Below are 19,503 nucleotides of genomic sequence, written 5' to 3' on the forward strand. Positions count from 1 at the left end.
CCGCCGGACCACAGGCGGGGCCCGGCCTACGATCGCGGGGTGGAGGAAGACATCCGGCGAGTCGGGATCATGGGCGGCACCTTCGACCCCATCCACCACGGGCACCTGGTGGCCGCCAGCGAGGTGGCGGACCGGTTCGGCCTGGACGAGGTGGTCTTCGTCCCCACCGGGCAGCCGTGGCAGAAGGCGGACGAACCGGTCAGCTCGCCCGAGGACCGCTACCTCATGACGGTGATCGCCACGGCGTCGAACCCCCGCTTCCAGGTCAGCCGGGTCGACATCGACCGGGGCGGCCCCACCTACACGGTCGACACGCTCCAGGACCTGCACGACGAGTACGGCCCGAAGGTGCAGCTCTTCTTCATCACCGGCGCGGACGCCCTGGAACGCATCCTGTCCTGGAAGGAAGTGGACCGGATGTTCGAGCTGGCCCACTTCATCGGGGTGACCCGGCCGGGCTTCGAGCTCTCCGACAAGCACCTGCCCGCCGACACGGTGAGCCTCGTGCAGGTCCCCGCCATGGCCATCTCCTCGACCGACTGCCGCGCCCGGGTGGCCCGAGGTGAGCCGGTCTGGTATCTGGTGCCCGACGGTGTGGTGCAGTACATCGCCAAACGGCGGCTCTACCAGCGGTAAATCCGCCCGGAACGTTGGCCTTTGTCCAGGTAATCGACCAGAACTGACAAGTCGTCGCCCGCCCGGGTGTGAGAGGCTTGGTAAGTCGCACGGTTGATCGAAGGAGAACGGTGACAGTTTCGGAACGCGCTCACGAGCTGGCGATGGCTGCCGCCCAGGCCGCGGCCGACAAGAAGGCGCAGGACATCGTCATCATCGACGTGGGCGACCAGCTCGCGATCACCGACGCGTTCCTGCTGGCCGCCGCTCCGAACGAGCGGCAGGTGCTCGCCATCGTCGACGCCATCGAAGAGCGCCTGCTGGAGCTGCCGGAGAAGGCCAAGCCGGTCCGCCGCGAGGGCGAGCGGGGCGGCCGCTGGGTGCTGCTCGACTACGTCGACATCGTGGTCCACGTGCAGCACACCGAGGAGCGCGAGTTCTACGCCCTCGACCGGCTCTGGAAGGACTGCCCGCAGATCCCGTTCGTGGACCGGGACCTCGCCGACTCGGCCGCCAGCAGCGCCGCCGCGGAATGACCCGACTGATCATCTGGCGGCACGGCAACACCGACTGGAACGCCGCCAGCCGGGTCCAGGGGCAGACCGACGTGCCGCTCAACGACCTCGGCCGCGAGCAGGCCCGGGTCGCCGCCCCCGTGCTGGCCGCGCTGCGCCCCGACGCCATCGTCGCCAGTGACCTGCGCCGGGCCGCCGACACCGCCGCCGCGCTCGCCGCGCTGACCGGGCTGCCGGTCCGCTCCGACGCCCGGCTGCGGGAGCGGCACTTCGGCCAGTGGCAGGGCCTCGCCCTCACCGAGGTCGCCGAGCGCTTCCCCGACGAGTACGCCCGCTGGCGGGCCGGCGACCCCGACCCCGGCTCGGGCATCGAGAGCCTCGACGACCTGGGCCGGCGGCTCGGCGCCGCGTTCCAGGACGCGGCCGACCTGGCCTCCGGCGGCACCGTGGTGGTCACCACCCACGGCGGTGGCGCCCGGCAGGGCGTCGGCCACCTGCTCGGCTGGGACCACACGGTGCTGCGCAGCCTCGGCTCGCTGGCCAACTGCCACTGGACCGAGCTGCGCCACGACGACGTCCGGGGCTGGCACCTGCGCGCACACAACGTCGGGCTCATCACCCAGCCCGCCCTCACCGACGCGGTCTGAGCCGTTCGGCCCCGGCGCGCCGCCGTGACATCGGCTAGCGTGCCGGGCATGCCCGTCGCGGTCGTCACCGACTCCACCGCCTACCTGCCGCCCGAGCTGGTCCGCGCGCACCGGCTCACCGTCGTCCCGCTGACCGTCGTGCTCAACGGCGCCGAGGGGCTGGAGGGCGTCGAGACGTTCCCGGAGGACGCCACCCGCGTCCTGAGCGGCCGGCGGGTCACGGTGAGCACCTCCCGGCCCGCCCCGGAACAGTTCGCGCAGGTCTACCGGGACCTGCTCGCCGCCGGCGCCGACGGCGTCGTCTCGGTGCACCTCTCCGCCGAACTCTCCGGCACCGTCGACGCCGCCCGGCTGGCCGCCACCGAGGTCGGCGACGACCGGGTCACCGTGGTCGACAGCCGCTCCACCGGGATGGGCCTGGGCTTCCCGGTGCTCGCCGCCGCCGCGGCCGCCGCGCAGGGCGCGGACCTCACCGGGGTACGCCAGGCGGCGCTCGACGCCGTCGACCGCACCACCATCTACTTCTACGTCGACACGCTGGAATTCCTCCGCCGGGGCGGCCGGATCAACGCGGCCGAGGCACTGCTCGGCACCGCCCTCTCGGTCAAGCCGATCATGTACATGCCGGACGGCGCGATTGTCGTGCGGGACAAGGTCCGCACCGCCAGCCGGGGCATCGCGCGCCTCGTCGACCTGGCCGTCGAGGCGGCCGGCGACGCCCAGGTCGACCTCGCCGTGCACCACCTCGCCGCGCCGCAGCGCGCCGAACAGCTGCTGGCCGCGCTCACCGAGCGGCTGGGCGACCGGCTGCACGACACGTACGTCTCCGAGGCCGGCGCGGTGATCGCCGCCCACGCCGGCCCCGGCCTCGCCTGCGTCGTCCTTCACCGCCGCCCGTGACCGCGCTCGCCGGCGCGACCGCTCCCGTCGTCCCCGCCTCCGCCGGTCCCGTGGTTCCCGCCTTCGCCGTTGGGCGCGCCGGCCCGGTCGGCGTTGCCGCGCCTCGGGTGGTCCGATCTTGGCGAGCTTCTGTTCCTGTCGAACGCCAACTCGCCAAGATCTCCGGGGCTCGGGAGGTCGGATGAACACCCGGTCCCATGTGGTCACCGGTGGGGGGCGGGGCGTCGGGCGGGCGATCGTCGAGCGGCTGGCGGCCGACGGTGACACCGTGGTCGTCGTCGAGCGGGACGAGGCCGCGCTGGCCTGGCTGGCCGGGCACCCGGCCGCCGACCGGCTGCGTGCCGTGGCCGGCGACGCCGCCGACGAGGAGGTCACCGGGTGGGCCGCCGACCTCGCCGAGGCGGCCGCCCCGCTCGCCGGCTGGGTCAACAACGCGGCCGTGTTCCGGGACGCCGCACTGCACCGCGCTCCGGCGGGGGAGGTGTTCGACCTGATCGCCGCCAACCTGCGCCCCGCCGTGGTCGGCGCCGGCACCGCCGTACGCCGTTTCCTCGCCGCCGGCACCGGCGGCGCGATCGTCAACGTCTCCTCCCACCAGGCCAGCCGGGCGGTGCCGGGCGCCCTGCCGTACGCCATCGCCAAGGCCGCCGTCGAGGGGCTGACCCGGGCCCTCGCTGTGGACTACGGCCGCCGGGGGATCCGCACCAACGCGGTCGCGCTCGGGTCCATCCACACCGAGCGGCACGCCGCGTTCCTGGCCGGCCTGGACCCGGGGGAGGCCGACCGGGTCGAGGCGGAACTGGCTCGGCTGCACCCGGTGGGCCGGACCGGGCGTACCGGCGAGGTGGCCGACGTGGTCGCCTTCCTGCTGTCGGCGGGAGCGGCCTTCGTCAACGGGGTGACCCTGCCGGTCGACGGCGGCCGGGCGGCGCTCGGCCTGGACCCGGAGGCACGCTGAGCATCGGGGATTAGCACAGTGCGGCCATGATCGCGGGTCTGTCCACAGGGTGCCTCCTCGTCCACAGGCGGGCCCTGGTGACGGGCCGGCCGGCCCAACGTCGCCGTAGCGTCCAGCCGTGCCAGACGACGAGGAGACGACGGTACGGCGGCGGTTGTCCCGGCTGTTCGAGCCGATCGACGATGCCGCCGCCCCGCCCGGCCGTGCCGCCATGCCGGTGGGCCGCCGGCCTGCTCCGGATGTCGGCTCTGGCCGTGTCGCCCTCCCGGCGCACCCCGGGCTCGGAGCGGACATCGGCTCCGATCGTGCCGCCCTCCCGGCGCGTCCCGGGCTCGGGGCGGACGTCGGCTCTGGCCTGCCGTGGCTCGGGCGAGCCCCCGCCGCTGTTGATGCTCGACCACTCGCAGCGGCCCGAGAGCTTGAGCCCGAGCTCCCGGCCCGCTCCGCTCCCGAGCCGGACCAGGCGGACCCGGATCCCGAAACCGGCGGTGGATGGCCGTCGACGAGCCGGGCCGGAGAGACCCTGCCGGCCGCGGCCGAGGAAGCGGGACGGCCCTCTCCGGCGTCCCGGCTGCCCGGCCCGGGCGCCTTCGATCCCGGCCGGCGAGGCGTGCGCGCCCTCGCGGCGGTGGCGGCCGTCGTGGTGCTGGTCGCGGGAGTCTGGGCCTGGCGCTCGCGGCCGCACGCCGAGCCGGTCCGCCCGGTCGCGGCGGTCGACGCACCGGAGGCCTCCGCGCCCGCGCCCACCGGCTCCGCCGGTCAGGTGGTGGTCGCCCTGGCCGGCAAGGTCCGCCGGCCCGGTCTCGTCCGACTCCCGGCCGGCGCCCGGGTGGGCGACGCGATCGAGGCGGCTGGTGGTGCGCTGCCCGGCGTGGACGTCACGCTGCTCAATCCGGCCCGCAAGGTCACCGACGGCGAGCTGATCCTCGTGGGCGTCGCCGCCCCGCCCGGCCAGGCCGCCCCACCCGGCCCGGCGGCCGGTGGCGGGCCCGCAGCCGGGGCCGCGGCGCAGGGGAGCGGCCCGGTCAACTTGAACACGGCGACTTTGGCCCAGCTCGACGCCCTGCCCGGCGTGGGTCCGGTGCTGGCCCAGCGCATCCTCGACCACCGTGACCAGCACGGCGGCTTCCGGTCGGTCTCCGACCTGCGCCAGGTCGACGGCATCGGCGACGCCCGGTACGAACAACTGAAGGACCTGGTGACGGTGTGAGTGCCGCCGAGCCGCACCGCCACGTCGCCGGCGCCCTCGACGCCGAAGCCGGACGTGTGCGGCGCGAGAACCGGGCGGTGGACAGCCGGTCGGCGGCTGTCCACGGCGGAGGGAAGCACCCGGCCGCCGCCGGAGCCGCCGTTGCCGATCCTGCCGATCAGGCGGGGTCGCCGGTCGACGGCGGTGTGGTCACGGAAAGCGGACCGGACCTGCGGCTGGCCGGGCTGGCCGTCGCCGCCTGGCTCGCCGCTCTCGCCGGTCTGCACCTCACTGCGACGGCAAGCGTCTGGCTGGCCGCCGTCGCCGCCGGCCTGGCGGTGCTCACGGGCGTGCACCTGTGCGGCCTGTTCGGCCGCCCGGCCGCCCCGGTCCGCCGCTACGGCTGGATCGCAGTCGCCGTGCTGATCGGCGTGGTCTGCGGTGCGACCGCCACCGCCGCCCGCCTCACGGTCCGCGACGCCGGGCCCGTGCGGGCGTTCGTGGCCGAACGCACCCTGGTCACCGCCGAGCTGGTCGTCCGGGACGACCCGCGCCCGATCCGGGGCGTCGCCGGCCGCCCGGCCACCCTGCTGGTCCGGGCCGATTTGACCCGCCTCACCGACCCCGCCGGCCGCCAGGTCACCGGCACGGTGCGCGGCCTGGTGCTGGCGAGCGACCCGGCCTGGCGCACGGTGCTGCCGGGGCAGCGGGCGACCGCGCGAGGGCGGCTGTCGGCCCCACGCGGCGGGGACCTGACGGCGGCGGTGCTGTCGGCCACCGGACCACCGACCCGGCACGGTGCGGCCCCGTGGACGCAGCGGGCGGCGGGCGCGCTGCGCACGGGGCTGCAGCGGGCGTGCGCGCCGCTTCCCGACGCGCCGGGTGGGCTGCTGCCCGGCCTCGTGGTGGGGGACACCAGCCGGCTGCCGCCGGAGGTGGAGGAGGACTTCCGGGCCACCGGCATGACCCATCTCAACGCGGTGTCCGGGTCCAATGTGGCCATCGTGGTCGGGGCGGTGCTGCTGCTCGCCCGCTGGGCGCGGGCCGGTCCCCGGACGGCCGCGGCGCTGTGCGTCCTCGCCCTGGTCGGGTTCGTGATCCTGGTCCGGCCCTCGCCGAGCGTGGTGCGCGCCGCCGCGATGGGGGCGATCGGGTTGGCCGCGCTCGCCACCGGGCGGTCCCGGGCCGCGCTGCCCGCCCTGGCCGCCGCGGTCACCGTGCTGGTGCTGGTCGACCCGGAGCTGGCCGGCGACCCCGGGTTCGCGCTCTCGGTCTGCGCCACGGGCGGACTGCTGCTGCTCGCCCCCGGCTGGCGGGACACCCTGCGGCGGCGGGGCGTACCGCCGGGAGCGGCCGAGGCGCTGGCCGTGCCGGCGGCCGCGCAGCTCGCCTGCGGTCCGGTGATCGCGGGGCTCTCCGGGACGGTGAGCCTGGTCGCCGTGCCGGCGAACCTGCTGGCCGTGCCGGTGGTCGCGCCCGCCACCGTGCTGGGCGTGACGGCGGCGGTGCTGTCGCCGGTCTGGCCGGCCGGTGCCGAGTTCGCCGCCTGGCTGGCGAGCTGGCCGGCCCGCTGGCTGGTGACGGTGGCCGCGCAGGGGGCGCGGTTGCCCGCCGGGACGCTGCCCTGGCCGGGCGGGGTGACCGGCGCCCTGCTGCTGGCCGCCGTCAGCGTGGCGCTGCTGGTGGCCGTCCGGCGCCCGGTGGTCCGGCGGCTGGTCGCGGTCGTCGTGGTCGCGGTGGTGCTCGGCACGCTGCCCGTCCGGCTGCTCGCGGCCGGTTGGCCGCCGCGGGGCTGGGTGATCGTGGCGTGCGCCGTGGGGCAGGGGGACGCCGTGGTGCTGCCGGTGGCCGCCGGTCGGGCGGTCGTGGTCGACGCCGGCCCGGATCCGTCCGGCGTGGACGGCTGCCTGCGCCGGCTCGGCGTACGCGAGGTGTCGTTGCTGGTGGTCAGCCACTTCCACGCCGACCACGTGGGCGGGATCACCGGGGTGTTCCGGGGCCGGCGGGTGGCGGCGGTGGCGACCCCGCAGTGGGCCGAGCCGCCCTACGGGGTCGCCCAGGTGCGCGACGCGGCGCGCCGGGGCGGGAGCGGGCTGGCGCCGGTGCCGCCGGGCTGGCGGTGGCGGGCCGGGGCGGTCGAGCTGGTCGCGGTCGGGCCGCCGTACCCGCTGCGCGGCAGCCGGTCGGACCCGAACAACAACTCGCTGGTCCTGGCCGCCACCGTGCACGGGGTGCGGATCCTGCTGCCCGGTGACGCCGAGACCGAGGAGCAGCGGGCGCTGCTGGAGACCGTGCCTGCCGGCGCCATCCGGGCCGACGTGCTGAAGGTGGCCCACCACGGGTCGGCGTACCAGGATCCCGAGTTCCTCGCCGCGGTCCGCCCGGCGGTCGCGCTGGTCTGCGTGGGCACCGGCAACGACTACGGGCACCCCAACCCCGGCCTGCTGGACCGGCTGACCCGGGCCGGAGCGCGGGTGCTGCGCACCGACACCGACGGCGACGTCGCGGCCGTCCGCAGCGGTGCCGGACTGGCGGTGGTGGCCCGGGGGACCGGTCCGGGGCGGCGGCCGTGAGACCGCCTCGGGACACGGCCCGACCATCGAGGGGGCTTGTTGGTATAGCTGGTAGATCGACTCGAATGTCGGGATTTGCGCTGACTGCGGGCTCTGCCGTCACAGTCCTCGATGAGCAGGCACGATCCGGTCGGGGGCCGTGCGAATATGGGCGACGTGACCCCCGCCAGCCTGCCCCCTATTCTGCTCGTCCTCGGCGACGAGGAGCTGCTCGCCACGCGAGCCGTCTCCGAAGCCGTCGCCCGGGCCCGCAGCGTCGACCCCGATGTGGACGTCCGGGAATACCAGGCCGGCTCGTTGGCGGTGGGGGAGATCGCCGAGATGCTCAGCCCGTCGCTGTTCGGCGGCCGCCGGGTGCTCGTGCTCCGCTCCGGGCAGGACGCCCGCAAGGACCTGGTCACCGCCCTGCTCGGGTACGCGAAGAACCCCGACCCGGAGGTGCAGCTCGTGGTGCTGCACCTGGGCGGCGCCAAGGGCAAGGCGTTCGCCGACGGGCTGCGATCCGCGGGTGCGACCGTGGTGCCGGCCGCGAAGCTCAAGGGCCACCGGGAGCGGGTCGCCTTCGTCCGGGACGAGATCCGCCGCCACGGCGGGAAGTGCACCGAGGACGCGGCCGAAGCGCTGATCGCCGCCGTCGGCACCGACCTGCGTGAGCTGGCCGCCGCCTGCTCCCAGCTCGTCGCCGACACCGACGGGCGGATCGGGGCGGACACGGTGTCCCGCTACTACCGGGGGCGGGTCGAGGTGACCGGCTTCACCGTGGCCGACGCGACGATGGTCGGCGACGTGCCCGGGGCCCTGGAGGCGCTGCGCTGGGCGTTGCACGTCGGTGTCGACCCGGTGCCGATCGCCGACGCGCTCGCCGACGGGGTGCGTACCGTGGCCCGGGTCGCCTCGGCCGGACGGGGCAGCCCCTACCAGCTGGCGAGCAGCCTGGGCATGCCGGCGTGGAAGATCGAGCGGGCCCAGCGGCAGGGTCGGGGCTGGACGCCGGAGGGTCTGGTGGCGGCCATGCGGGCGGCCGCCGAGTGCAACGCGGCCGTCAAGGGCGGTGCCGACGACCGGGCGTACGCGCTGGAGCGGGCCGTGTTCTCCGTGGCCGCGGCGCGGCAGGGTGGCGGCCGGTGACCCGAACGTGGTCGACGGCCCGTGCGGACGAGGAGCGGTACAGGCCGCTCTACGCCCGGGTCCTCGGACTGCGTTTCGTCAACCCCGGCGGGGTGCTCTGCTTCCTCTTCTTCGAGGGCGCCGTGGCGCTGGCCGTGCTGCTCGCCCTCGCCGAGCTGGTCACCTGGTGGGCGGTGCTGGTGCTGCCGGCGGCGGTGGCGGCCATGGTGAAGCTCAACGACATGGTCGCCGAAATGGTGATCCGCAGCGCGGCGCAGGTGCCGGAGCAGGAGCGGGACCGCTTCCGCCGGCAGATGGAGCCGGTCATCGGGCGGGCGAGCGTGCCGTCCACGGCACGGGCTCTGCCGGCCGGGGTGCAGCTGGCCGGCGACCCGACGCTCCGGGCGGCTCGCCCCATCGAACCGTCCGGGCAGATCGGGCCCGCGTCGCACCCGACCCGGCACGACCCCCTCCGCTGACCATCCGAAGCGGCGACCGCCGAACGAGCGACCGAAACCAGCGGCGGGGAAACCGCAGCGCACCCCGCATGACGGGGGCGGAGGCGTGAGTCGTCGGTGACGTCAGCTCGAAAGGCGGACGACCGAAGCCGCGCCCCGGCGCCGGGAAACAGCCACGCCGCGGCGCCGGGAAACAGCCACGCCGCGGCGCCGGGAAACGCAGACGGCCGGAAGCCCCGGGGGCGATACCCCGGGGCTTCCGGTGAGGTCTACGGCGCTCGTCAGGCCGAGAACGAGGCGACGCGCTGGGCGATCGCCGACTTCCGGTTGGCCGCCTGGTTGGCGTGGATGACACCCTTGCTGGCGGCCTTGTCCAGCTTGCGGGTGGCCTCACGCATGAGGGTGGTGGCCTTCTCGGTGTCGCCCGCCTCGGCAGCCTCGTTGAACTTCCGGATGGCGGTCTTCAGCGACGACTTGACCGACTTGTTACGCAGCCGGCGCTTCTCGTTCTGCCGGTTGCGCTTGATCTGGGACTTGATGTTCGCCACGCGACAGCCTCGTCTTGATAGCTCGGGTTGGTCTGCTTTCGTGCACGACGGACATGCGTCATCGCCGCGCGAAAAGCCAGGTTACCAGGTCGCCCGGGACGAGCCAAAACGCCTCCGGCGCCCCGGGCCGTCCGGCCTGCTCAACCCGGCCCGGCGCCCCGGTTGAGCCGCGCACCGACGCGGCCCTGATCCTGCCGCCGGCAGCTCCGGTCGGCGCCGCACACCAGGGCCGGCCCGTGCAGGCGGCACGGCGGAAGCGGCGCCACGCCGGCGGGAAGCCGCAGCCCGGGGAGCACGGTCAGGCCCAGCCCTGGCGGATGCCGAGCCAGGACAGCGCCTGCTCACCGCTCCAGCGTTGGTGCCCGCGCAGGTGCGGGGAGGCGGTGGACGGGCCGGCGCCGGCGCTGGTGAGGAAGTAGCCGGAGAGTGCGGCGAGGGTCACGTCCAGCGCGTCGGCCGGGGCGCCCGCCGCGGCCGGGTGGCCGGCGAAGGCGGCGTCCGCGTCGAGGCCGCTCGCGTGGGCGGTGATCAGCAGGCTGACCAGGTCGAACCAGGCCGGCCCGTGGCAGAGCCAGGTCCAGTCGCAGATCCAGGCGCGGCCGCCGGCGTCCAGCAGCACGTTGTCCACCCGCAGGTCGCCGTGGGTCAGGCCGGGGGCAGCGTCGGCGTATCCGGGGAGGCGGGCTTCCAGCGCGGCCAGCTCGGGCAGCGGGGCCCAGGGCGGCAGCGCCGGTGCCGGCTCGCGGCCGGCGGCCACCTCGCCCCACCAGAGGATGTCGTCGCGGGCCAGGTCGGCGAGGCGCGGCAGCCCGAGCGCGACGAGGTCCGCGGGCGGCGCGGCGAGCGCGGCGGCCACCTCGGCGTACGCGGTGAGGGCGGCGTCCAGCTCGGCCGGGTCCCAGGGCAGCCGGGGGGTGTGCCCGTCGACGGCGTCCAGGGCGAGCGCGTACCAGCCGGCCTCGGTGAGCGCCCAGCGCGGGCGGGGGACCGGCAGGCCGGCGGGGAGGCGGGCCAGGACGGTGGCCTCGTGGGCGTACCAGTCGACCAGGTGCCGCTGCTCGGCCAGCGCCGCCGCCTTGACGAAGACCGGCTCGCCGGCCGGGCCGGTGAGCACGGCGGCGAAGCCGCGGGTGAAGCCCGCCCCGGCCGGGCGGACCGTCACCGGGGGGCCGCCGAGCCGGGCGGCCAGCGCGTCGCGCAGCCCGGCCGGCAGGGCGGCCCAGCCCGGCCGGTCGGCGGTCGCGTCGTACGGCACCGGGGGCAGGGAGATCGCGGGCACCCGCCCATGCTGCCGCACCGGGACGGCGGCGCGCTCCGCCAGGACGTCGGTGCGCTCTGCCAGACTGCGAGGCCATGAGGACCGACGAGTTCTGGCAGTTGATCGACAGCGCCCGGGCCGGGGGCGGGGGCGAGCCCGCGGCGGTCGCCGCCCGCGCGGTCGCCCTGCTGGCCGAGCGGGACCCGGAGGAGATCGTCGGGTACGCCCAGCACCAGCAGCGGGTGCTCGCCGCGTCGTACAAGGTCGACCTCTGGGGCGCGGCGTACCTGATCAACGGCGGCGCCTCGGACGACGGCTTCGAATACTTCCGGGGCTGGCTCATGACCCAGGGCCGGGCGGTGTTCGCCCGGGCGGTCGCCGAGCCGGATTCGCTGGCCGAGCTGCCGCAGGTCCGGGCCGCCGCGCTCAGCGGCGAGGAGTTCGAGTGCGAGGACATGCTGGCGGTGCCGTGGGAGGCGTACCGGAAGGCCACGGCCGCCGACCTGCCGGCGGACCGGGACCCGGTCCGGGCGCCGGACCTGAACGACTTCTGGGACTTCGACGACGAGGACCAGGCGCGGCGGCACCTGCCGAAGCTCGCCGCCCTCTTCGTCGAGCCACCCGAGGAGTGAGGCCGGAGGAGTGACGGGGGAGCACCGGCGCGCCCCGGGCGACGTGGGAGCATAGAGGGGGCCGGCGGCGCGCCGGCCCGCTCACGTCAGCCGACCAGAACGGACAGCTGTGCCACCGACGCTCGATCCCGGCGCGAACGCTCCTGGTGCCACCGACCCGGCGCGCATCAGGAACTTCTGCATCATCGCCCACATCGACCACGGGAAGTCGACCCTGGCCGACCGGATGCTGCAGCTCACCGGCGTGGTCGACCCCCGGCAGATGCGCGCCCAGTACCTCGACCGGATGGACATCGAGCGCGAGCGCGGCATCACCATCAAGAGCCAGGCCGTCCGCATGCCGTGGACCATCCGCGAGGGCGACCGGACCGGCGAGTCCGCCGTGCTCAACATGATCGACACCCCGGGCCACGTGGACTTCACGTACGAGGTGTCCCGGTCGCTGGCGGCCTGCGAGGGCGCCATCCTGCTGGTCGACGCCGCCCAGGGCATCGAGGCGCAGACGCTGGCCAACCTCTACCTGGCGCTCGAGAACGACCTGCACATCATCCCGGTGCTCAACAAGATCGACCTGCCGGCGGCCCAGCCGGAGAAGTACGCCGAGGAGCTGGCCCACCTGATCGGCGGCGACCCGGCGGACTGCATCCGGGTCTCCGGTAAGACCGGTGAGGGCGTGCCGCACCTGCTCGACGAGATCGTCCGGCAGTTCGTGCCGCCGGTCGGCGACGCCGACGCCCCGGCCCGCGCCATGATCTTCGACTCGGTCTACGACGTCTACCGGGGCGTGGTCACCTACGTCCGGGTGATCGACGGGCTGATCAGCGCCCGGGACCGGATCAAGATGATGTCCACGGGCGCCGTCCACGAGCTGCTGGAGATCGGGGTCATCTCGCCGGAGATGGTGAAGGCCGACGCGCTCGGGGTCGGCGAGGTGGGCTACCTGATCACCGGTGTGAAGGACGTCCGCCAGTCGCGGGTCGGTGACACGGTCACCATCAACGCGAACCCGGCGAAGGAGGCCCTCGGCGGTTACAAGGACCCGAAGCCGATGGTCTACTCCGGCCTGTACCCGATCGACGGGTCCGACTACCCGAACCTCCGTGAGGCGCTGGACAAGCTCAAGCTCAACGACGCCGCCCTGGTCTACGAGCCGGAGACCTCGGGTGCGCTGGGCTTCGGCTTCCGCTGCGGCTTCCTCGGCCTGCTGCACCTGGAGATCATCCGCGAGCGGCTGGAGCGGGAGTTCAACCTCGACCTCATCTCCACGGCGCCGAACGTGGTCTACCGCGCCATGCAGGAGGACGGCGAGGAGATCGTGGTGACCAATCCGAGCGAGTACCCGACCGGCAAGATCGCCGAGGTGTACGAGCCGACGGTGCGGGCCACCGTGCTCACCCCGAACGACTACGTCGGCGCGGTGATGGAGCTGTGCCAGGGCCGCCGGGGCAGCCTGATGGGCATGGACTACCTCTCCGCCGACCGGGTGGAGCTGCGCTACACCCTGCCGCTGGCCGAGATCATCTTCGACTTCTTCGACCAGCTCAAGAGCCGCACCAAGGGGTACGCCTCGCTGGATTACGAGCCCTCCGGCGAGCAGGCGTCCGACCTGGTCAAGGTCGACATCCTGCTGCACGGCGAGCCGGTGGACGCGTTCAGCGCGATCGTGCACAAGGACAAGGCGTACAACTACGGCACGACGATCGCGGCGAAGCTGCGCACGCTGATCCCGCGCCAGCAGTTCGAGGTGCCCATCCAGGCGGCCATCGGCAGCCGGGTGATCGCCCGGGAGACGATCCGCGCCATCCGCAAGGACGTGCTCGCCAAGTGCTACGGCGGTGACATCAGCCGGAAGCGCAAGCTGCTGGAGAAGCAGAAGGAGGGCAAGAAGCGGATGAAGATGGTGGGCCGGGTCGAGGTCCCCCAGGAGGCCTTCATCGCCGCGCTCTCCTCGGACTCCGGCGACGGCAAGGCCGCCGGCAAGAAGTAACGCCTCCGCGCCACACGGCCGGTGTCCCGCACGAGCGGGGCGCCGGCCGTTCGCGTACCCGGAGATTTTTTCCTGGCCGGCCGACCTGCCGCGGAACCGCTCCCACCTGGGAGATCCCCGGGCGGCCGGAACCGACGCACGGCGGTCCGGAGGGCGGCGCGGGGAGTGAGTCGGTTTGGTTTTTCGGCGGCTCGGGAACTTACCGGTCACGACAGGAACCACACAGATCGTGTGAAACTTCTTAGAAGGAGAAGACCGTGGACCTCACCGTCTGGGGCATCATCACCGCGCTCGTCGTTGGTCTGATCGTCGGCGCTCTGGGCCGCCTGGTCGTCCCGGGCCGCCAGAACATGCCGATCTGGCTGCACATGCTGATCGGCGTCGGCGCCGCGCTGCTGGGCACCGTCCTGGCCCGCGCGCTCGGCATCGCCACCGAGACCTCCGGCATCGACTGGATGGAGCTGCTGGTCCAGGTCGTGCTGGCCGCCGTCGCCGTGGCCCTGGTGGCCGGCGTGGGTCGCCGTCGCAGCGTCTCGCGCTACTGACGCACACCTCAAGCGCCTCAGCGGGCGCCCGACCGGTCGGTCGGGCGCCCGCTGGCGTTCGTGCTCGGGAAAGGGAATTGAAGCCGGTCAGCCGCGAAGGGCTGGCCCGTCGGCGCTTGCAGTGCCCGGATCCAGCCGGGAAATCCCAGGTCAGAGCCGTTCGGAGCAATTCGTCACCGGAGTCGGTTTGGATTTTCGGCGGGTCGGGAACTTAGCGGTCACGACAGGAACCACACGACATCGTGTGACTCATTGAAAGAGGAGGAGGGCGACCGTGGAGCTCACCGTTTGGGGCATCATCACCGCGCTCATCGTTGGTCTGATCGTCGGCGCTCTGGGCCGCCTGGTCGTCCCGGGCCGCCAGAACATGCCGATGTGGCTGCACATGCTGATCGGCGTCGGCGCCGCGCTGCTGGGCACGATCGTCGCCCGGGCGTCCGGCTTCGCCGACACGGCCGGCATCGACTGGCGGGAGCTGCTGCTGCAGGTTCTGTTCGCCGCCATCGCCGTGGCCCTGGTGGCCGGCGTGGGTCGCCGCCGCGGCGTCTCGCGCTACTGACCCCCATCCCCGAAGCGCGCCGGCGGGCGCCCGACCAATCGGTCGGGCGCCCGCTTGCTGTCTCCGCCCTGAGCTGCCCGGACGGCACCCCTGCCGCCCGGGCGTCCAGCTGCGATACGGTCGCCTCGGCCGCCCGCCGCGGGTACCCCCTGTTGTAAAGGAAATTTTCCTACTAAGGTGCGGCGGAGAAGGTTAATGCCAAGCGCCCCGAGGGAGATATGGCGTGAACAGGTGGAAGCGGCTGGCCCCGGTCACCGCCATCGTGGCCTCGGCCGCGATGGTGCTCTCCGGGTGTGGTGGCTCGGGCGACGACGACAAGGCCGCCGACAACAGCAAGCTGACGGTCTGGATGATGGGTGAGGGCGGCGACGCCCAGACCAAGTTCCTCGACGGCGTCGAGGCGGAGTTCAAGAAGAAGCACCCCGAGACCGACGTCGTGGTGCAGTACATCCCCTGGCTCGAGGCGCCGAAGAAGTTCCAGGCCGCGCTCGCCGGCGGTGAGGGACCCGACGTCACCGAGCTGGGCAACACCGAGACCCAGGGCTGGGCGGCGCAGGAGGCCCTCGCCGACGTCACGGACAAGTTCAGCGGCTGGTCCGACGGCAAGGACATCCTTCCCGACCTGGTGAAGAACGCCCAGCTCGACGGCAAGCAGTACGGCGTCCCGTGGTACGCGGGCGTGCGGGCCATCTACTACCGCACCGACTGGTTCGCCGAGGCGGGCGTGAAGCCGCCGACGACCTGGGACGAGCTGGTGACCGCCGCGAAGACCGTCCAGGCCAAGAAGCCGGGCACCTACGGCATCGCCCTGCCGGGCAACTCAGAGCTGCCGTTCTACTCGTTCCTCTGGGCGGCCGGCGCGGAGATCGCCACCAAGGACGGCGACAGCTGGAAGTCCGGCTACAACACGCCCGAGGCGCAGAAGGCCGTCAAGTTCTGGACCGACCTGGTGACCGTGCACAAGGTGGCCCCGCCGGCCGCCGCCGCCTGGAACGAGGTCGACGCCCGCACCCAGTTCGCCACCGGCAAGGCCGCCATGGCGTTCGCCGGTAGCTGGCAGGGCGGCGCCATGAAGAAGGACAACCCGGACATCGAGAAGGTGTGGGGCACGTTCCCCATCCCGGGTCCGGACGGCAAGGCCGCCCCGGCCTTCGCCGGCGGTTCCGACATCGCCCTTTGGAAGGACAGCAAGCGGCAGGCCCTGGCCTGGGACTACCTGACCGTCCTGCTCAGCAAGCAGAAGGACCAGGAGTTCGCCAGCAGCCTCGGCTTCTTCCCCGTCTACAAGGACCTGGTCGGCGGCGGCAACTACGCCAACGACAAGGTGATGGCCGCGTTCGCCACCGCCATGCAGAACACCAAGCTGACCCCGCTCACCCCGAAGTGGGTCGAGGTGAGCCGGACCAAGACGGTGACCCAGGCCATGAACAGCTCGGTCATCAAGGGCCAGAAGACGGTCGAGAAGGCCACCGCCGACGCGGCCACCGAGATGGAAAGCATCCTCAACGCCAAGTGACCACGCTGACCGAGGCCACCGGCGAAGCCGCCGCGCGGGAGACCCCCGCGCGGCGGCGCCGTCGCGTGGACCGCCTCCCGTACCTGCTGCTCCTGCCCTGTCTGGCGATCATCGCGGTGCTGTTGCTCTGGCCGCTCGGCCAGGTCGTGATGATGTCGTTCTACAAGCTGAACAGCGTCCGGCAGTTGCGGGGCGACCGCGAGTGGCCGTGGGTGGGCCTGGCCAACTACACCCAGATCCTCGGTGACCCGTTCTTCCGTACGGTGCTGCGCAACACCGTGCTCTTCGCCGTGGCCAACGTGGTGCTCACCATGATCCTCGGCACCCTGGTCGGGCTGCTGCTCAACCGGCTGGGCCGGAAGATGGCCACGTTCGTGGCGAGCTGCGTGATGCTGGCCTGGGCCACGCCGGCGCTCACCGGCACCATCGTCTGGAAGTGGATCTTCGACGACACCAGCGGCCTGGCCACCTGGCTGTTCAACAAGCTCCCCGACGGGCTCTCCACGGCGCTGTTCGGGCGCAGCGACTGGACCGGCTACGGTTGGTTCAACGACCCGCTGCTCTTCTTCGCCATCCTGACCCTCGTGGTGGTCTGGCACTCGTTCCCGTTCATCGCGGTCAGCGTGCTGGCCGGTCTGAAGAGCGTGCCGAGCGAGCTCCAGGAGGCCGCTCGGGTGGACGGGGCCGGCCCGTGGCGCGTCTTCTGGTCGGTGACCTTCCCGATGCTGCGGCCGGTCTTCGGCATCCTCGTGGTGCTCTCCACGATCTGGGACTTCAAGGTCTTCACCCAGCAGTTCGTGCTGGCCGGCGGCACCCAGGACCGGTCGACGTTCATGCTGTCGATCTACTCCTACGCGGAGGCGTTCTCGCCACCGCCCAAGTACGGGCTGGGCTCGGCGATCGCCGTCATCCTCACCCTGATCCTGCTGGTGGTGACCGGCGTGTACGTCCGTATGGTGCTGCGGCAGGAGGACGAGTCGTGAAGAAGATCGCCCTCAACGGCGCCGGCCTGCTGGTCGCGCTCTTCGCGGCCTTCCCGGTCTACTGGATGGTCGCCACCTCGCTGAAGCCCAACAAGGAGATCTTCTCGGCCACGCCACGCCCGGTGCCGGCGGAGCCGACCCTGGAGCACTACCGGGAGATCCTCACCGGCAACCTCATCCCGGGCGTCTCCTTCACGGACTTCTTCCTCAACAGCGCGCTGGTCGCGGTGGCCACCGTGGTGCTGAGCGGGCTCGTCGCGCTGCTCGCCGCGACCGCGGTGGCCCGGTTCCGCTTCAAACTGCGCACCACCTTCCTGATCCTGCTGCTGGTGGTGCAGATGATCCCGCTGGAGGCGCTGGTCATCCCGCTGTTCCTGATGATCCAGCGGCTCGGGCTCTACAACACCCTGCCCAGCTTGATCCTGACCTACCTCGGCTTCTCGCTGCCGTTCGCGGTCTGGATGCTGCGCGGCTTCGTGGCCGCGGTGCCCAAGGAGCTGGAGGAGGCCGCGGCGATCGACGGGGCCAGCCGGGCGCAGACGTTCCGCAAGGTGCTCTTCCCGCTGGTCGCTCCCGGCCTGGTGGCGACCAGCATCTTCTCCTTCATCACCGCCTGGAACGAGCTGATCTTCGCGTTGACCTTCATCAACGACCAGCACAGGTACACGCTGCCGGTAGCCATGACGTTCTTCTTCGGGCGGGACGACACCGCCTGGGGTTCGGTGATGGCCGCCTCGACGCTGTTCACCCTGCCGGTGATCGTCTTCTTCCTGCTGGTCCAGCGCCGGATGGTCTCCGGCCTGGTCGCCGGGGCCGTCAAGGGCTGAACGGTCCGCCGGGTGCCGGGCCGGAATCCGTTTTCCCGCACCCCGCGGTCACACCTAGGCTGACCGCCATGACGGGCAGGCTGGCGGCGGTGAACATCGGCGGGGTGACCGAGGCGGAGTGGGCGGGCGACCCGAGCGGTCGCAGCGGCATCGACAAGCGGCCGGTCGACGGCCGCGTGGAGATCCGCTTCGCCGGCGTCACCGGTGACTTCATCGGCGAGCGGGCCCACCACGGCGGCCCCGACCAGGCGGTCTACGCGTACGCCGAGGAGGACGCCGGCTGGTGGGCCGGCGAGCTGGGCCGGGCGCTGCGGCCGGGCGCCTTCGGCGAGAACCTCACCACCTGGGCGGTGGACGTCACCGGGGCGGTGATCGGCGAGTGCTGGGCGGTCGGCTCGGCCGTCCTCCAGGTCACCAAGCCGCGCACGCCGTGCCGCACCTTCGCCGGGTTCTGGGGTGTGCCCGACCTGATCAAGCGGTTCACCGTCCACGGCGCGCCCGGGGCGTACCTGCGGGTGCTGCGCGAGGGCGAGGTGGGCGCCGGCGATCCCGTCGAGGTGGTCGACCGGCCCGCGCACGGGGTCACGCTCGGCGAGCTGTTCCGGGCGACCACCCTGGAGCCGGAGCTGCTGCCGCGCCTGCTCGACGTGCCGGAGCTGCCCGAGTCGGTGCGGGCGAAGGTCCGCCGCCGCCTGGGCGTCGCCGCCGGCTGACCAACCGGGTCGGCCGGGGAGCGGGTCGGGTCAGGCCGCGGCGAAGACCTCGGCCAGCACCTCGGTGGCCGGGTCGCCCTTCACCCTGGCCCAGGTGCCCTGCTCGGCCGTCCACTCCAGGGCGCCGAAACGCACCCGCTTCACCCCGTGGTCGTCGGCGTGCGAGACGAGCCAGTGGGCGTACCGCCAGCCGTTGCGGCTGTCGGCGGCCGGCACGGTCAGCCCGGTCAGGTCGGTGTCCGAGGTCAGCTCCGGCAGGCCCCAGTCCAGGGCCAGGCTCTGCAAGACGGCGCTGGCGGCGGCCGGGCCGCGCATCGTCGGCGTCGGGCCGACCGTGCAGGCCACCGCCCCGGTCGCGTCGCCGAGCAGGGCGCGGGTGAGCACCTGCGACTCGTCCGCCCACTTCTCGTACGCCTCGGGGTAGGCCGACCGCTGCACACGCTGGGCGGCCTCGGTCACCCGCAGCTTCTCCCAGCCCTTGACCTTCTTCAGCGCGGCGTAGAACTTCTTCGCCGCGTAGCGCGGGTCGCGGATCTCCTCGGGGGTGCCCCAGCCCTGGCTCGGGCGCTGCTGGAACAGGCCGACCGAGTCCCGGTCGCCGTGGGCGATGTTGCGCAGGTGCGACTCCTGGTACGCCGTCGCCAGCGCCACGACCACGGCCCGCTCGGGCATCCCGCGCTGCACGCCGATCGCCGCGATGGTGGCCGCGTTGGCCATCTGGTCGGCGCCGAGCACGACCTCCCCGTCGGCCTGGACGGTGCAGGTCCGGCTGGCCGTCGGCAGCCGCAGGTGATGCCCGAACTGCTTCGCGACGAACCACACGCCGAGCAGGGCCAGCACCGCCACCACCACACCCGATGCCACGATCGCCGCTCGCGTTCGCACCCGCACCCCCAGTCCCGACAGCCCGCCAAGCGTACGTCGCCCACTCCCGTCTCAGGGTCGGCCGACCGGACGCCTCCCGCTGCGTCAC

General features: G+C 73.4%; 20 protein-coding genes. 17 read left to right on the plus strand and 3 right to left on the minus strand.

The annotated features are described in order from the left end of the window. Positions 1 to 39 precede the first annotated feature (39 nt). From nadD to NFX44_RS03555, 9 genes are all read left to right on the plus strand, one after another. The gene (gene nadD / locus NFX44_RS03515) at positions 40 to 636 is read left to right on the plus strand and encodes a nicotinate-nucleotide adenylyltransferase (RefSeq protein ID WP_262282037.1); all 597 of its coding nucleotides are present in this window, start codon (positions 40 to 42) and stop codon (positions 634 to 636) included. A 110-nt stretch (positions 637 to 746) separates the two neighbouring features. Further along, entirely contained in the window at positions 747 to 1,151 is a 405-nt protein-coding gene (gene rsfS, locus NFX44_RS03520; RefSeq protein ID WP_262282038.1) for a ribosome silencing factor, read from the plus strand. Further along, positions 1,148 to 1,777: a histidine phosphatase family protein gene (locus NFX44_RS03525; RefSeq protein WP_262282039.1), complete on the plus strand. Its 630-nt coding sequence runs from the start codon at positions 1,148 to 1,150 to the stop codon at positions 1,775 to 1,777. Before rsfS ends, NFX44_RS03525 begins: the two co-directional genes overlap by 4 nt. A gap of 48 nt (positions 1,778 to 1,825) precedes the next feature. Next, positions 1,826 to 2,677: a DegV family protein gene (locus NFX44_RS03530; RefSeq protein WP_262282040.1), complete on the plus strand. Its 852-nt coding sequence runs from the start codon at positions 1,826 to 1,828 to the stop codon at positions 2,675 to 2,677. A gap of 181 nt (positions 2,678 to 2,858) precedes the next feature. Next, positions 2,859 to 3,635, plus strand: a complete 777-nt coding sequence (locus NFX44_RS03535; RefSeq protein ID WP_262282041.1) for an SDR family NAD(P)-dependent oxidoreductase — start codon at positions 2,859 to 2,861, stop codon at positions 3,633 to 3,635. A 355-nt stretch (positions 3,636 to 3,990) separates the two neighbouring features. Beyond that, a complete protein-coding gene (locus NFX44_RS03540) occupies positions 3,991 to 4,845 on the plus strand; it encodes a helix-hairpin-helix domain-containing protein (protein WP_262282567.1) in 855 nt (284 codons plus the stop codon). A gap of 185 nt (positions 4,846 to 5,030) precedes the next feature. Beyond that, a complete protein-coding gene (locus NFX44_RS03545) occupies positions 5,031 to 7,397 on the plus strand; it encodes a ComEC/Rec2 family competence protein (protein WP_262282568.1) in 2,367 nt (788 codons plus the stop codon). A gap of 147 nt (positions 7,398 to 7,544) precedes the next feature. Continuing rightward, complete coding sequence (gene holA, locus NFX44_RS03550) at positions 7,545 to 8,525, plus strand: DNA polymerase III subunit delta (RefSeq protein ID WP_262282042.1); 981 nt, start codon at positions 7,545 to 7,547, stop codon at positions 8,523 to 8,525. Further along, entirely contained in the window at positions 8,522 to 8,983 is a 462-nt protein-coding gene (locus NFX44_RS03555; protein ID WP_262282043.1) for a hypothetical protein, read from the plus strand. Before holA ends, NFX44_RS03555 begins: the two co-directional genes overlap by 4 nt. A gap of 260 nt (positions 8,984 to 9,243) precedes the next feature. Here the strand turns inward: NFX44_RS03555 and rpsT are convergent, their stop codons facing one another. Beyond that, a complete protein-coding gene (rpsT, locus tag NFX44_RS03560; protein ID WP_151464914.1) occupies positions 9,244 to 9,510 on the minus strand; it encodes a 30S ribosomal protein S20 in 267 nt (88 codons plus the stop codon). Between the two features lie 298 nt (positions 9,511 to 9,808). Further along, a complete protein-coding gene (locus tag NFX44_RS03565; RefSeq protein WP_262282044.1) occupies positions 9,809 to 10,789 on the minus strand; it encodes a phosphotransferase family protein in 981 nt (326 codons plus the stop codon). A gap of 74 nt (positions 10,790 to 10,863) precedes the next feature. Here NFX44_RS03565 and NFX44_RS03570 point away from each other — a divergent pair, with 74 nt between their 5' ends. From NFX44_RS03570 to NFX44_RS03605, 8 genes are all read left to right on the plus strand, one after another. Then, positions 10,864 to 11,400 carry a DUF4240 domain-containing protein gene (locus tag NFX44_RS03570; protein WP_262282045.1) on the plus strand — a complete coding sequence of 179 codons (537 nt, stop codon included), beginning with the start codon at positions 10,864 to 10,866 and terminating at the stop codon, positions 11,398 to 11,400. Between the two features lie 109 nt (positions 11,401 to 11,509). Beyond that, complete coding sequence (gene lepA, locus NFX44_RS03575) at positions 11,510 to 13,387, plus strand: translation elongation factor 4 (protein ID WP_262282046.1); 1,878 nt, start codon at positions 11,510 to 11,512, stop codon at positions 13,385 to 13,387. Positions 13,388 to 13,644: 257 nt separating this feature from the next. Continuing rightward, positions 13,645 to 13,932 carry a GlsB/YeaQ/YmgE family stress response membrane protein gene (locus NFX44_RS03580; RefSeq protein WP_262282047.1) on the plus strand — a complete coding sequence of 96 codons (288 nt, stop codon included), beginning with the start codon at positions 13,645 to 13,647 and terminating at the stop codon, positions 13,930 to 13,932. A gap of 274 nt (positions 13,933 to 14,206) precedes the next feature. Beyond that, positions 14,207 to 14,491, plus strand: coding sequence for a GlsB/YeaQ/YmgE family stress response membrane protein (locus tag NFX44_RS03585; RefSeq protein WP_189198069.1), 285 nt, complete (start codon positions 14,207 to 14,209; stop codon positions 14,489 to 14,491). A 223-nt stretch (positions 14,492 to 14,714) separates the two neighbouring features. Beyond that, positions 14,715 to 16,007 carry a sugar ABC transporter substrate-binding protein gene (locus NFX44_RS03590; RefSeq protein ID WP_262282048.1) on the plus strand — a complete coding sequence of 431 codons (1,293 nt, stop codon included), beginning with the start codon at positions 14,715 to 14,717 and terminating at the stop codon, positions 16,005 to 16,007. Beyond that, on the plus strand, positions 16,004 to 16,990 hold the full coding sequence (locus tag NFX44_RS03595) for a carbohydrate ABC transporter permease (protein ID WP_262282049.1): 987 nt from the start codon (positions 16,004 to 16,006) through the stop codon (positions 16,988 to 16,990). The genes NFX44_RS03590 and NFX44_RS03595 overlap by 4 nt, the downstream gene beginning before the upstream one ends. Continuing rightward, a complete protein-coding gene (locus NFX44_RS03600; protein WP_262282050.1) occupies positions 16,987 to 17,817 on the plus strand; it encodes a carbohydrate ABC transporter permease in 831 nt (276 codons plus the stop codon). Before NFX44_RS03595 ends, NFX44_RS03600 begins: the two co-directional genes overlap by 4 nt. A 68-nt stretch (positions 17,818 to 17,885) precedes the next feature. Further along, positions 17,886 to 18,530 (plus strand): MOSC domain-containing protein, encoded by a 645-nt coding sequence (locus NFX44_RS03605; protein ID WP_262282051.1) that lies wholly within the window; start codon positions 17,886 to 17,888, stop codon positions 18,528 to 18,530. Between the two features lie 30 nt (positions 18,531 to 18,560). On the opposite strand, the gene NFX44_RS03610 is transcribed toward NFX44_RS03605, so the two are convergent. Beyond that, positions 18,561 to 19,421 (minus strand): hypothetical protein, encoded by an 861-nt coding sequence (locus NFX44_RS03610; RefSeq protein ID WP_262282052.1) that lies wholly within the window; start codon positions 19,419 to 19,421, stop codon positions 18,561 to 18,563. Positions 19,422 to 19,503 lie beyond the last annotated feature (82 nt).

Source organism: Micromonospora sp. MA102, assembly GCF_025460765.1.
Lineage (GTDB): Bacteria > Actinomycetota > Actinomycetes > Mycobacteriales > Micromonosporaceae > Micromonospora > Micromonospora halotolerans.